This is a genomic window from Arthrobacter sp. TJ-178, from assembly GCF_058269275.1.
The window spans coordinates 42085-55412 of sequence record NZ_JBZCNK010000001.1; the positions used below are offsets into that span (position 1 = coordinate 42085).

Genomic DNA, 13328 nt, shown 5'->3' on the forward strand with positions numbered 1-13328 from the left:
CACGTGGAGAATTTCAGCGCTGAGAGCATCCCTGACCTGTCCGGGACCAACGCCGTCGTTACCGGCGCCAACAGCGGCCTGGGCCTGGAAACCGCCCTGGTCCTCGCGGCGAAGGGGGCACGTGTGGATCTGGCCTGCCGGGACCTCACGCGCGGGGCGGCTGCACAGGACCGGATCCGCTCCCAAACCGGAAACGACGACGTGCGGCTGCGCCGGCTCGATCTCGGTTCACTGGAATCCGTGCACCGGTTCGCTGCCGAGCAGGACGTCCCGGTGGACCTGCTGATCAACAACGCCGGGGTGATGGCCACTCCGCACCGGACCACCTCTGACGGCTTTGAGCTTCAGTTCGGGGTGAACCATCTGGGACATTTTGCCCTGACCGGCCTGCTGCTGCCGGCGCTGCGGCAGGCTCCGGCTGCACGCGTGGTCACCGTTTCCAGCCTGGCCCACCGCGGCGGGCGGATTGACTTTGAGGACCTGGCCGCGCAGCGCCGCTACCGCCCGTGGAGCCGGTATAACCAGAGCAAGCTGGCCAATCTGCTGTTTACGTTTGAATTCCAGCGGCGGCTCGAGGCGCACGGTGAGAAGCTGCTGGCAGTGGCAGCCCATCCGGGCTTCGCCAACACCAACCTCACCTCGGGTATGAACCATCCGGCAACACTGGACATCCTCGGTTCCTTCTTCCGCCTGCTGGGCCAAAGCGGAACGTCAGGGGCGCTGCCCACACTGTATGCGGCCACCGCGCCCGGGGTCCGGGGCGGGGAGTTTTACGGTCCCGGCGGGCCCGGGCAGCTCCGCGGGCGGCCGGTCCGGGTGACCCCGGCCCCGCAGGCGTCGGACCCCGACACGGCCCGCAGGCTCTGGGAAGTCAGCACCGAACTCACCGGTGTTCGGTTCGCCGGGTTGGAGTAGCGCCGCCGGGAGCCCGGCTCTTGGCCCTCCGGTCCTCCGGCGGGACCAAAATGACCGGACCCGACGCCGTCAGCGGCGGATCAGCGAACGCCAGCCGCGGCACCAGCAGGAGCAGGCCCGCCGCAATGAACCCGGTAACCGAGCACACTCCCCAAACCACCAGGTACCCCGAGAGCGGTGCCGCCGTCTGCGTTGCCTGAGCCCCGCCAACTGCGGCATCCGCGGCAGCACTGAGCAGCGCGATGCCGAACACGGCGGAGGCGAAGGAGCCGCCGATGGTCTTGGTCGTGTTCGTCAGCCCGGTGGCCATGCCCGTGCGGTTACTCGGGGCTGCTGCGGCCGCAGCAGCCGGCAGGGCAGCCACGAGGGCCCCGGAGCCCAGGCCGGCGACGATCATGTTGGTCAGGGTCTGGGCCAGCGTGTCATGGAAGGGCAGGAACAGCAGGTGGCCGAATCCCACCAGCGCCGCCGCCCCGCACAGCGTCAGCCGCGGTGTGACATACCGGGAGACCGCCGGGAAAAGCAGGGCGCCCATCAGCACCGACAGGACATAGGAGCCAATGATGATGGAAACATCCCCGGCATCCAGTCCCAGTCCGTAGCCGTTCACTTCCCGATTGGTCCGGGCGAACGTGGACATGGGTGCCTGCGCCCCGAGCACCGAGATGCCGAACAGGCCTGCGGTGAGCTGCACCGGCCACATGGCCGGATCCCGGAGCATGCGAAAGTCCACCAGCGGATCCGTGCGGCCCGTCTCCCAGCGGACAAACGGCACAAAGGCCGCTGCCCCGGCCAGCAGAATCCCCCAGACCCACCAGGTTCCCGGGCCGTTGATCCGCAGGAAGCTCAAGCCCGAGGTGAGCAGCAGCAACCCGAGGGCCAGCAGCAGGAAGCCCCTGCCGTCCAGGATGCCGCCGGTCCGCTCCGTGGTTTCCGGAACACCGATCTGTACGGCGGCAATGCACAGAGTGACGGCGACCGCCGGGATCATCAGCGTCAGCTGCAGCCGTCCGGCGAAAACCTCCACCAGCGCGCCGGCGGCCAGTGCACCGGCGATGACACCGAACTGCAGGGCCCCCACCAGCAGCCCGGCCGCCTTGCGGGTCAGTGCAGCTCCGCCGGGAGCCGTCGAAGCGCGCCCGAAAATCAGCGCAATCTCCAGCGGCAGCCACACCACGTAGAAGCCCTGCAGGGACCATGCGGCCAGGAAGGTCCAGAAATCCGGTGCGAAGGCCACACCCCAGGAGGCCGCCGCCGTCAGCATGGTGGAGACGAGCAGGATCCGCTTATGCCCGTAGATGTCCCCGAGTTTCGCCAGCACCGGAACGGCGAGCGCGCTGAGCATCAACTGGGCGGCCTCGAACCAGTTGACGTCGCCGTCGTTGATTTCCAGGTTCCGGGCAATGTCGGTGAGGATCGGTGTGTAGTACCCCTGCAGGATGCCGGAGGTGATTTCCACCAGGGCCAGGAAAAGCACCACCGGTCCCAGCGAGCGCAGGCTGCGGCGTCCGACGTCGGCGGCCGGCTTCACTGCCCCGCCCCGAGGCTGCGCAGCAGGCGGGTGTAGAAGAGGATTCCTTCGCCGAAGGTCTCGATGCCCAGGCATTCGTTGTTGGCGTGGATATTTGCCCGGTCCTGCCGGCCCATCCGGAACGGAGCGAAGCGGTACACGGCGTCGCAGATGCCGGTGAAGCGGCGCGAATCGGTGCCGCCGAGCATGATGTAGGGGGCGGTGACGGCATCCGGGAACACTGCGGCGATGCTCTGTTCCAGCAGGGCGAACTGGGCGTTGTCCGTGGGCGAGACCGGCGAGGGCTCATTGCCTTCCACCACGCGCAGGGACACCGAGGAATCGCCGATGATCCGCTCCAGCCGCTGCACCGTACCGGCCACGCTCTCGCCCACGGCCACCCGGATGTTCGCGTTGGCCGTTGCCCGGGAGGCCAGGACGTTGGAAGCGGAGCTGCCCTGCAGCTGGGTGACGGCCACGGTGGTGCGGGTCAGGGCGCCGGGTTCCCCGCCCATGCGCGCCAGCACCAGGGTCAGCGGCTTCCGGAAGATCTGCAGGTTCCCGAACACCAGCCGGGCCGGAAACGGTGCCGAGGGTGCCAGCCGGCCGATCATCTCCACCGTGGGTTCCGGCAGGACCGCGGGCATCGGATGGGCGTCCAGCCTGGTGATGGCGCGGGCGAGCCTGGCGGTGGCCCCGCGCCGGTGCGGAGTGGAGGCGTGCCCGCCGGCATCCTCGGCGGACAGTTCCACGTCCAGGATTCCTTTCTCGGAGACACCCACCACGGCCACCGGGCGCTCCACGAAGGGAAAAGCCTGGTCAGCTACGGCACCGCCTTCATCCAGGACCAGCCAGGGCCGGATGCCGCGGCCAGCGAGCAGGGCCGCGGCTGCTTCGGCGGTGTCGCCGGCGGTTTCCTCGTTGTTCCCGAAGGACAGGTACACGTCCCGCGCCGGAACGAAGTCTTCCGCCAGCAGTTGCTCCACCGCTTCCAGGATGGCGGTCAGCGAGCCCTTGTCATCCAATGAGCCCCTGCCCCAGATCCGGCCGTCGGCAATTTCGCCGGAGAAGGGCGGATGCATCCATGACGCGGGGTCCTCCACCGGAACCACGTCATAGTGGGCCATCAGGACCACCGGGCCGCCGTCGTCGTCCGTTCCGTTGCCCTCCCACCGGTACAACAGCCCGTAACCGTTGACCCGCTCCAGGGACAGCGCGCGGTGAACCCGGGGGAACAGTTCGGGAAGGGCGGCGATGAAGCCGTCGAACTCTTCGAGGCGGACCTGCTGCGGGTCCCGCGACGAGACGGTTTGGTACCCGATAAGCCGGGCGAGTTTCGGTGCCGCCCTGGTGCCGGCTGCGAGCGCCTGGCCGGCTTCGGCTCCGGTGACGCGCACGCGGGGCGCAGTTGTCTTGATATGCATGCCCAGAGTGTAACGGGCGTCACAACAGGTGCAGTCGAGGTAGCCTTGCTGCCACAGCCCCGCATCCGCCGTTTCCGTTTCAGGAGGATAAATGACCAGCTCCACGGTCCTGGTGAGGCATCCGGTGGAAAGCGATGCTCCCCGGCTTGCGGACATCCATATTTCGGCATGGCGGGCTGCCTACCGGAACGTCATGTCCGACCAATACCTGGACGGCCTAAACCTCGAGACTTCCACGAGGGGCTGGCGGCGGAACATTCTGGAGCCCAGGCCCGGAATCTTCCATTTGGTCGCGGAGACGGACAGCGGAGTCGCCGGGTTCTGCATATTCGGACCCGCGGAAGGTACAGCCGGACCGGAACCGGAGGGCGGCACAGCAGCTCCAACCGGACAGCTTTACGCAATCAATGTGCATCCGGACGCCTGGGCCCGGGGTGTCGGTTCGGCCCTGTTCGCCGCTGCGGAGGAAAAACTCACGTCGCTGGGATATCACCGGGCATTCCTGTGGGTTGAAGCAACCAACAAACGGGCCATTGATTTTTACACCAACCGGGGATGGCTGGACGACGGCGGAACCCTGCAGGACACCCGGTTTGATCCACCGGTGTCGGAGCGCCGCCACAGCCGGGACCTGCTTTCGGAAGTCGCGAGCGTGTCGTTCAATCACCTGGACTTTGCCACGGCAGCAACCCGTCGTCGAGGACCGGGTGCAACGGAACAGCCACCACCGGACGGTGCTGATGGTGGGCAAGCTGAACCATGACGGAGGTGGTGAAAAACTCTTCAATTGAACCCCGGAAACCTGATTCGCGTGTGCCGACAACGATCATAGCCGCGTCCAGTTGGTCGGCCAGCCGGGCAAGCTCCTGCACCGGACCACCGGCCAGTGCACGGACGGACCACGTTACGGGGTGCGAATCCAATGCTCCCGCAATCTCTGCCCGAAGTCCGGGATCGAACTCCTGGGTCTCTTCGAAAGGCAGGTCGGGATTGATGGGCTCGGACACCACCGTTCCGTCGGCTCGTTGCTTGACTTCCTCGCTGGAGGCGTCGACAGTGGCGCAGACCAAGTCCGCCCCGAGCCTGTCGGCTAACCCTCCCGCTACGTCGACCACCGCGGCAGCCGTACCGGGCACGACACCCACCAGGACCTGCGGCTTGGAATTGGGGCTCGTCATGATGTTGACTCCTTCTCTGGGACCGTCCATGAGTCTCATGTTGTACAGCTAAGGTGTCACAGCACTTCGAGCATGTGTACCGGATTAGAGCACCATCTGCCTCATGAGGCGCGGATTGCTGGCGGGCGCTTGACTCGTTGGGCCTTGCCCGCTGCAAGCGGGCCCCGGCGCCAGTCCCCCCACTGCTTCGACGGCGGCGGCGACCGCCCGCGCGGCCCGGTCGACGTCGTCCTTCCGGAGCGCAGCTGTAAAGGTGAAGCGCACGGCCGTCTGCGCGGTCGCCCGGTCCAGCCCCATCGCTGTCAGGACAGCCGACGGTTCATCAGAGCCGGCGGCACAGGCCGAGCCGCTGGAGCACAGCACACCGGCCCGCTCCAGTTCCAGCAGCACCGCTTCGCCCGAAGTCCCAGGGAAGCAGAACGAGGCGTGGCCGGGGAGCCGTTCGCTGCGGTGCCCGGTCAGCAGGGCGCCGGGAACCCCGCGCAGCACGGCGTCAATCAGCCGGTTCCGCAGCATCTCCGCTCGCCGGGCCGCGTCGTCGCGCTCCGCGGCAGCCAGCGCCAGCGCCGCAGCCATTCCGACGGCGCCGGCCACGTTCTCCGTGCCGGAACGCCGGCCGCGCTCCTGCCCTCCCCCGTGCATCACCGGCTCAAGTGCCGGCGCTCCGCGCAGGTACAGCAGCCCGATCCCCTTGGGCGTGCCCAGCTTGTGTCCGGACAGGCTCAGCGCGTCCGCCCCCAGGCGAGTCGCGTTCAGGTCCAGCCAGCCGCCGGCCTGCACCGCGTCCGTGTGGAACGGCACGCCCGCCGTACGGCAGCGGGCGGCAATGTCCCGCACCGGCTGGACGGTGCCGACCTCGTTGTTGGCGTACATCACCGAGCAGAGCACCGTCTCCGGCGTCAGGGCTGCGGCCGCCTCCTCCGGATCCACCATGCCCGTTTCGTCCACGGACAGCAGCGTCACGCGGAAGCCGTGGCGGCGCTGCAGATAGTCCAGGGACTCCAGCACCGCGGGATGCTCGACGGCGGTGGAGACCAGGTGCGGAGCGGCACCTGTGCCTTCCTGCGCCGGACGGTCCCGCCGGGCCAGGCGGTCCAGGCGGTCCATCCCCGCCAGGGCCAGGCCCTTCACTGCGAGGTTGTCCGACTCGGTGCCGCCGGAGGTGAAGATGATTTCCCCGGGGCGGCAGCCGAGCACCCCGGCCGCTGTCTCCCGGGCTGCCGCGACGGCGCGGGCGGCCGATTCCCCGGCCGAGTGCGAGCTGGAGGGATTGCCGAACTCCGTGGTGAGGTACGGCCACATGGCCTCCAGCACTTCGCGCCTGGGCGGGGCGGTGGCGGCTGCATCCAGGTACATCACACCAGGTCCAACCCCAGGTCCAGGGCCCGGACGCTGTGGGTGAGTGCTCCCGCGGAAATCAGGTCCACCCCGGTGGCGGCAATCTCCGCAACTGTTTCCAGCCGGACATTGCCGCTGGCTTCGGTGAGCGCCCGTCCGGCGATCAGGTCCACGCCCCGGCGCAGATCCGCCGGAGAGAAGTTATCCAGCAGCACGGTGTCCGCACCGCCGGCCAGTGCTGCTTCGATCTGGTCCAGCCGGTCCACCTCCACCTCGAAGTGCACGGTGTGCGGCAGCCTCGCCTTGGCCGCCGCCAGGGCCTGCGCCAACTCCACGGTGCCGGCGGCCAGCAGCGCCAGGTGGTTGTCCTTGGCCATCACGGCATCGGAAAGACTGAACCGGTGGTTGTTCCCGCCGCCGCACCGGACGGCGTGGCGTTCCAGGATGCGCAGGCCCGGTGTCGTCTTGCGGGTATCCGTAATCCGGGCGGAGGTCCCGGCGGTCTGCGCAACAAAGGCCGCGGTCAGGGTGGCGATGCCGCTGAGCCGCTGCGCCAGGTTCAGGGCCACCCGTTCACCGGTGAGCACCGCGCGGGCGGGTCCGCTGATTTCCGCCAGGACGGTTCCGGCGTCGAAGGACTCGCCGTCCCGGAGCGGGAACTGAACTGCTGTTTCCGCAGAGGTGAGCCGGAACGCAGCCTCGATCACCTGCGCGCCACAGAAGATGCCTGGTTCACGGGCGGTGAGGACGGCCGAGGCCCGGGCTTCCACCGGGACCAGGAGTTCGGAGGTGATGTCGCCCCACGGTGCGTCCTCGGCGAGCGCCGCGGCAACGATGCGGTCCACGGCATCCTGCGGAACAGGTGCCGGCAGATGAACGGAACGGGGAAGCGCTGCGCTGGTGGTCATGGAGGTGTTTCCCTTCGGGGAGCTCATGCGGTGAGGTGCAGGGTGTTGTCGGCGGGGCGGGTGCCGGCGGCTTCCTCGGCCGGGCGGATCTCGGCGTCGGTGCGGTAATGGGCGCCCACGGATTCGGTGCGCCGCAGTGCGGCAGCCAGGAGCAGCCGTGCGCAGGTCAGCAGGTTCGCGTCTTCCAGCACCCGTACTTCAGGTGCCGGCAGCTTCGTGGCTGCGTTCCCCGCCGCTTCCCGCTCCCAGCGGGCGACCTGGGCGGCGGCAGCGGCCAGCCCGTCGGCGCTGCGCAGCACCCCGGCCCGGGCGGACATGAGTTCCTGAAGGGCAGCACGGCTAAAAGCAGGCTGCTTCCGTCCGGACTCCGCCGGCAGGGAAGATGCCCGTTCGGGGTCTGCCCGGGCGGCAGGAAAGGCAGCAGAAAGAGCCGCGCGTGAGACGGCGGAAAGTGCACCGGTTCGACCGTCCGTTACGGCAGCGGCGCCGGCCCGGGAACCGAACACCAGTCCCTCCAGCAGGGAATTGGAGGCCAGCCGGTTTGCGCCGTGCACACCGGTGCAGGCACACTCGCCCGCAGCGTACAGTCCGGGCACCGTGGTGCGGCCCTCTAAATCCGTGGACACTCCGCCCATCCAGTAGTGGGCAGCGGGAACCACGGGCAGCAGGTCCCGCTCCCAGTCCAGCCCGTGCCGGCGGGTCAGGGCGTCCAGGCCGGGAAAGCGCCGGGCCAGGTACCCGGGTCCGCGGGCGGCTGCAACACCGGTGGCATCCAGCCAGACGCACGGTTCCCCGCTGTCCAGCAGATAGGCACTGACGGCCCGGGAGACGACGTCGCGCGGAGCCAGTTCAGCGTCCGGGTGGGCGGCCCGGGCTGCCCGGCCGGCCAGCAGGAAACGTTCCCCCGCGGCGTTGCGCAGCACGGCTCCCTCACCGCGGACCGCCTCGGAAATCAGCGGGTTCCCCGGCACGTCCAGGGAGGTGGGATGGAACTGGAAGAACTCGAGGTCGCGCACCGCCGCACCGGCGCCCGCCGCCAGTGCCACACCGTCGCCGGTTGCCGGCTCCGGGTTGGTGGTGTGCGCGTACAGGACGCCTGCTCCCCCGGCGGCGAGGATCACGGCGTCGGCCGTCAGCGCCGTGATCTCGCCGTTCCGGAGCAGTTGCACGCCGGTGACCCGGCCGTTTTCCTGCCGCAGGCCGGCCGCGAAGGTGTGCTCGGCGACGGTAATCCGCGGTTCCGCCGCCACGGCCTGCAGCAGGGCGGCGGCAATGCCGGCTCCGGTGCTGTCGCCGTTGACGTGCAGGATCCGCCGGGCCGAATGGGCCGCTTCCCGGCCCAGCGCGAGGGTGCCCGCCGGATCGCGGTCAAAGGGCGTGCCCAGCTGCAGCAGGCGCCGGATCTGCTCGCCGGCTGCCGAGCAGAGAACCTGCACCGCCTCGGGGTCGCCTTTCCCGGCACCGGCGGCCAGTGTGTCCGCCGCGTGCGCCTGCACGGTGTCTCCGGGCGCCGCCGCGTCCGGTACGACGGCGGCAATTCCGCCCTGGGCCAGCCAGGTGTTGGACTGCTTCACCGCACCCTTGGCCAGCACGGTCACTTCCACGGCCGGGTCAGCCTGGACCGCACTCAGCGCGGCCGTCAGTCCGGCGATGCCGGCTCCGACGACGGTGATCACGGGCGCGCCGCCAGCATCCGTTCCAGCGCGGTGCGGGCAGGAACGGCAACGGTGGCGGGAACCGTGATCCGGTTCAGGACTTCGCCCCGGACCAGGCCCTCCAGCACCCAGGCCAGGTAGCCTGGATGGATTCGGTACATGGTGGAGCAGGGGCAGATGACGGGGTCCAAGCAGAAGATGGTGTGCTGCGGATACTGGGCCGCCAGCCGGTTGACCATATTGATCTCGGTGCCGACGGCAAAGGTGCTGCCGTCTTCAGCGGCGTCGATGGCCTTGAGGATGTAATCGGTGGAGCCGGCCTCATCGGCGGCATCCACGACGGGCATGGGGCATTCCGGGTGCACGATCACCCGGACGCCGGGATGCTCCGCCCGGGCCTTTTCGATTTGGGCGACGGTAAAGCGTTTGTGCACCGAGCAGAAGCCGTTCCAGAGCAGCACCTGTGATTCCCGCAGTTCCTCCGCCGTGTTTCCGCCCAGCGGCAGCCGCGGGTTCCACATGGGCATGGCCTCCAGCGGTATGCCCATCGCCTTGGCGGTGTTCCGGCCCAGGTGCTGGTCCGGGAAAAACAGCACCCGCCGGCCGCGCTCAAAGGCCCACTCCAGCACCGCTGAGGCATTGGAGGAGGTGCAGACAATGCCGCCGTTCTCACCGCAGAAACCCTTCAGCGCGGCCGAGGAGTTCATGTAGGTGACCGGAATGACCGGGACCAGGCCGTCGTCGTCGGGCTCCGAGCCGAAGAGCGCGGTGAGCTGTTCCCAGCACGCAGCCACCGAATCGATGTCCGCCATGTCCGCCATGGAGCAGCCCGCGGCCAGGTTGGGCAGCACCACGGCCTGATTTGGCCCGGAGAGCAGGTCAGCGGTTTCGGCCATGAAGTGGACGCCGCAGAAGATGATGGCCTCGGCGCCGGGCTTGGACTTGGCTGCCTTGGCCAGCTGAAAGGAATCGCCCACAAAGTCCGCGTGCCGGATGACTTCATCGCGCTGGTAGAAGTGGCCCAGGATGACGGCGCGGTCCCCCAGCTTTTCCTTGGCGGCTGTGATGCGCAGGTGCAACTCGGCGTCCGACGCCTGCCGGTATTCCTGGGGAAGGCTGCCCTGCCGGGGCGTGGCGGGCGGCGCGGCGTCATGCATGGAGGCGCCGGGGCCGTAGTCCGGCAGCCGGGCGCCGTCGAATTCCCACGGCGGCATCACCAGCTCCGGCGTGCAGGTTCCGGCGGAGGAGGCTTTTCCGGCGGCGGCGCCGGCGGCTGAAATCAGTGCGACGGCGGTGGCAACGCTGGGGGCGGAGGTGCCGGGGATGTTGCTCATGGTTCACTGCTCCGTTGCTGGGGTGGTGGATGTTTGGGTGCCGGCGGATGTTTCCGGTCCGGCGACTGTTTCCGGGCCGGCGACTGTTTCCGGACCGGACAGGAGCGCTCCGGTGTAGCGGTAGAGGCGCGGCGGGCGGTGCCTGCCGCCCTGCAGATACTGGTCAGTGGGCTCGATGTCCGGTGCTGCCCGCAGCTGGCGGCGGAAGTTGGCCGGTTCCAGTTCGCGGCCCAGCACTGCTTCATGGACTTCCCGCAGCTGCGCCAGGGTGAAGGTGTCCCCCAAAAAGGCGTAGGCGATGGAGCCGTATTCCATCCGGTTGCGCAGGCGCCACAGGGCGTACTCCACAATCTCGTTGTGGTCGAAGGCCAGCTGCCCCGGTGCAGCGGCCGGAAACCAGCGGACATTCTCGTCCTGCCGTGACAGCGCGGCTTCATCGGGCTGAACCAGGGCCCAGTACACGATGGACACCACCCGGGGCGACGGCGACCGGTCGGTCCCGCCGAAGGCATAGAGCTGCTCCAGGTGCTTCGGCGCCAGCCCGGTGGTGGAGGCGAGGTTGCCGGCGGCGGCTTCCTGCAGCGACTCGCGGGCCCCGAGCGGGCCGCCGGGCAGTGCCCAGAGACCCCGGAACGGCTCGCGGATGCGGCGGACCAGGGGCAGCCAGAGGGCGGGGCGGCCGGTGTCCGGGTCCGGCCGCAGGGCAAAGATGACGGTGGAGATGGCCAGTGCCGGTGGCTGCCGGGCACGTTCGGAGACGTTGGCGTACCCGTGGGGTACCTGCTGGGGAACCATGAAGGCCCTTCCCTGCCGGCCGCCGCGGCGGTGGAGCCCGGCGGGAAGAGTAAAAGTCAGGATGACTCTAACTCATTTTCCAGCTGTGCAAGGCGGCCTGCGTCACAGGTGCAGGATTAGCCCGCAGCGGCCGGGCTTGCCGCCGGGTCCGTCGCGGAGGCGGCGTGCAGCAGAGGCAGGGTCCGGCCGTCGAAGTGCGTGTTCAGGACGATCACGGACGAGGACCTCACGATGGTGCGGGTGGCTACGATGGAGTCGATCACCCGCTGCAGGTCGGAGTTGGAGCGTGCCGCCACCCGGGCCAGGAGGTCGCTCTCACCGGAGACGGTGTGGATTTCCTGGATTTCCGGAATTTCGGCCAGGGCTCTCACCACTGCGTCGTGTCCGGTGTCCTGGCTGATGGTCAGGGAACAGTAGGCAAGGACTGCGTAACCCAGCGCCGCGGGATCTATCCGCGGCCCCCAGCCCGAAATCACCCCGGTGCGCTGCATGCGGTCCAACCGGGCCTGCACGGTGGCGCGGGCCACCTTCAGGGAGCGTGACGCTTCCAGGACGGACATCCGCGGTTCGTCGGTGAACAGCGCAATGATCTGGGCATCCAGGGCATCCGTTGACATGTTTTCCTCTCCGGCACCGCTTCTGCTGTGCAAACTGTAAGCATTGTGGCATGGATCATGAACAGCGTGGATAACGCCCAAGGCGGCATAAGATAGTTAGCTAGGTCCGGGCCGGCTTGTTCCCGCCCGCCCTTCACCGGAATCCCCAACGTCAAAGGCTCCTTTTCCATGAGTACCCGAACCTCCGCGGCTGGTTCCACCGGACCGGCAGCGCCCGCCCCGGCAGGACCGCCCGCCGCACGGAAAATGCAGCCGCGCCACCTGGTGTTCATGAGCCTGGGCAGCGCCATTGGAACCGGGCTGTTTGTCGGGTCCGGCGCCGGCATCGAGGCAGCCGGACCTGCCGTCCTGCTGTCCTTCCTGATCGCGGGCACCATGGTTATCCTCGTCATGCGCATGATGGGCGAGATGGCCGCAGCAGATCCCACCAGCGGAGCCTTCTCGGTATACGCGGAGAAGGCGCTGGGCCGGCCGGTGGGAACCACCATCGGATGGCTGTGGTGGCTGCAGCTGGTCATCGTCATTGCTGCGGAAGCAACTGCGGCAGCTGCAATTGTTGCCTCCATGTGGCCCGGCTCGCAGCAGTGGCTGCTGGCGCTGGTGTTCATCAGCCTGTTCACGGCAATTAATCTGGGCGGCGTCGCCAGCTTCGGAGAGTTCGAGTACTGGTTTGCCCTGCTCAAGATCGTGGCCATCGTGGCCTTCCTCGCCGTCGGCATCGCCTTCATTGCCGGCTGGCTGCCCGGCGTCGATGCGCCCGGACTGAGCAACCTCACCGGCAACGGCGGTTTCATGCCCCATGGCTGGAGCGGGGTGGGCGCCGGCCTGCTGCTGGTGGTCTTTGCCTTTGGCGGAACCGAAATTGTTGCCGTTGCAGCTGCCGACACTGAGGATCCCGGCACCAACATTGCCAAAGCCATCACCTCGGTGGTGTGGCGCATCATCATCTTCTACATCGGATCCGTCCTGGTCATCGTCACCATCCTGCCGTGGGACAGCGAGTCGCTGAGCACCGGGCCCTTTGTCGCCGCACTTGCCGCGGCCCGCGTTCCGGGTGCCGACGTCGTCATGGCGGTCGTGATTGTGGTGGCCCTGCTTTCGGCCCTGAACGCCAACCTTTACGGTGCCTCGCGGATGGTCTTCTCGCTGGCCGAGCGGGGCCGCGCTCCCAGGGCTCTGGCGCGCAAGGGCACCAGCGGCGTGCCGCGGGCCGCCGTCATCGCCTCGGTAACCTTCGGCTTCCTGACCGTGGTGCTGAACTACCTCTACCCCGAAACCGTCCTGATGATCCTGCTGAACCTGGTCGGGTCCACCTGCCTGGTGGTTTGGGGCGTATCGATTGTTTCCCAGATCATCCTGCGGCGCCGCGCCGAGGCCGCCGGCGTGAAGCTCAGCTTCAAGATGTGGGCCTTCCCCTGGCTCTCCTACTTTGCCCTGGCCCTGCTGGCCGGCATTGTGGTCCTTGGCTTCCAGGATCCCGCAGTGCGCATCCAGCTGGTGGCCACCCTCGCCCTGACGGCCGTCCTGGGGTTCGCCGCCTGGCTTCTGGACCGCAGCGCCGTGCGCTCCGGCCGCCAGCTGGGCTGACCCCCGGCGCGGCAATTCGAGTGCGGGCGCAAATGCAGGTATTTCCCACGGCTTTTGAGTAACCTGC

12 protein-coding genes are annotated in these 13328 nt (G+C 68.4%); 3 read left to right on the plus strand and 9 right to left on the minus strand.

Translation table 11 applies throughout. The annotated features are described in order from the left end of the window. Positions 1-3 precede the first annotated feature (3 nt). Entirely contained in the window at positions 4-915 is a 912-nt protein-coding gene (locus AC4D2Q_RS00185; RefSeq protein ID WP_490944078.1) for an oxidoreductase, read from the plus strand. Here the strand turns inward: AC4D2Q_RS00185 and AC4D2Q_RS00190 are convergent. Together AC4D2Q_RS00190 and AC4D2Q_RS00195 are read right to left on the minus strand one after the other, a co-directional pair. Then, on the minus strand, positions 884-2446 hold the full coding sequence (locus AC4D2Q_RS00190) for an MFS transporter (protein WP_490944080.1): 1563 nt from the start codon (positions 2444-2446) through the stop codon (positions 884-886). The genes AC4D2Q_RS00185 and AC4D2Q_RS00190 overlap by 32 nt on opposite strands. Next, positions 2443-3849: a M20/M25/M40 family metallo-hydrolase gene (locus tag AC4D2Q_RS00195; RefSeq protein WP_490944082.1), complete on the minus strand. Its 1407-nt coding sequence runs from the start codon at positions 3847-3849 to the stop codon at positions 2443-2445. The genes AC4D2Q_RS00190 and AC4D2Q_RS00195 overlap by 4 nt, the downstream gene beginning before the upstream one ends. A 193-nt stretch (positions 3850-4042) precedes the next feature. On the opposite strand from AC4D2Q_RS00195, the gene AC4D2Q_RS00200 reads away from it, so the two are divergent. Beyond that, the gene (locus AC4D2Q_RS00200; protein ID WP_490945682.1) at positions 4043-4612 is read left to right on the plus strand and encodes a GNAT family N-acetyltransferase; all 570 of its coding nucleotides are present in this window, start codon (positions 4043-4045) and stop codon (positions 4610-4612) included. Here the strand turns inward: AC4D2Q_RS00200 and AC4D2Q_RS00205 are convergent. The 7 genes from AC4D2Q_RS00205 to AC4D2Q_RS00235 all read right to left on the minus strand — a co-directional run bounded on the left by AC4D2Q_RS00205 (position 4509) and on the right by AC4D2Q_RS00235 (position 11674). Then, on the minus strand, positions 4509-5027 hold the full coding sequence (locus AC4D2Q_RS00205; protein ID WP_490944084.1) for a universal stress protein: 519 nt from the start codon (positions 5025-5027) through the stop codon (positions 4509-4511). The genes AC4D2Q_RS00200 and AC4D2Q_RS00205 overlap by 104 nt on opposite strands. A gap of 84 nt (positions 5028-5111) precedes the next feature. Further along, entirely contained in the window at positions 5112-6386 is a 1275-nt protein-coding gene (locus tag AC4D2Q_RS00210; protein WP_490944086.1) for a cysteine desulfurase family protein, read from the minus strand. Beyond that, entirely contained in the window at positions 6383-7273 is an 891-nt protein-coding gene (nadC, locus tag AC4D2Q_RS00215; RefSeq protein WP_490944088.1) for a carboxylating nicotinate-nucleotide diphosphorylase, read from the minus strand. Before nadC ends, AC4D2Q_RS00210 begins: the two co-directional genes overlap by 4 nt. A gap of 23 nt (positions 7274-7296) precedes the next feature. Beyond that, a complete protein-coding gene (gene nadB, locus AC4D2Q_RS00220; RefSeq protein WP_490944090.1) occupies positions 7297-8949 on the minus strand; it encodes an L-aspartate oxidase in 1653 nt (550 codons plus the stop codon). Beyond that, positions 8946-10262, minus strand: a complete 1317-nt coding sequence (gene nadA / locus AC4D2Q_RS00225) for a quinolinate synthase NadA (protein ID WP_490944091.1) — start codon at positions 10260-10262, stop codon at positions 8946-8948. Before nadA ends, nadB begins: the two co-directional genes overlap by 4 nt. Positions 10263-10265: 3 nt before the next feature. Continuing rightward, complete coding sequence (locus AC4D2Q_RS00230; protein ID WP_490944095.1) at positions 10266-11057, minus strand: NUDIX hydrolase; 792 nt, start codon at positions 11055-11057, stop codon at positions 10266-10268. 116 nt (positions 11058-11173) lie between these two features. After that, positions 11174-11674 (minus strand): Lrp/AsnC family transcriptional regulator, encoded by a 501-nt coding sequence (locus AC4D2Q_RS00235; RefSeq protein WP_490944099.1) that lies wholly within the window; start codon positions 11672-11674, stop codon positions 11174-11176. Positions 11675-11842: 168 nt separating this feature from the next. Here AC4D2Q_RS00235 and AC4D2Q_RS00240 point away from each other — a divergent pair, with 168 nt between their 5' ends. Next, the gene (locus AC4D2Q_RS00240; RefSeq protein ID WP_490926758.1) at positions 11843-13261 is read left to right on the plus strand and encodes an amino acid permease; all 1419 of its coding nucleotides are present in this window, start codon (positions 11843-11845) and stop codon (positions 13259-13261) included. The last annotated feature ends 67 nt before the right edge of the window (positions 13262-13328 follow it).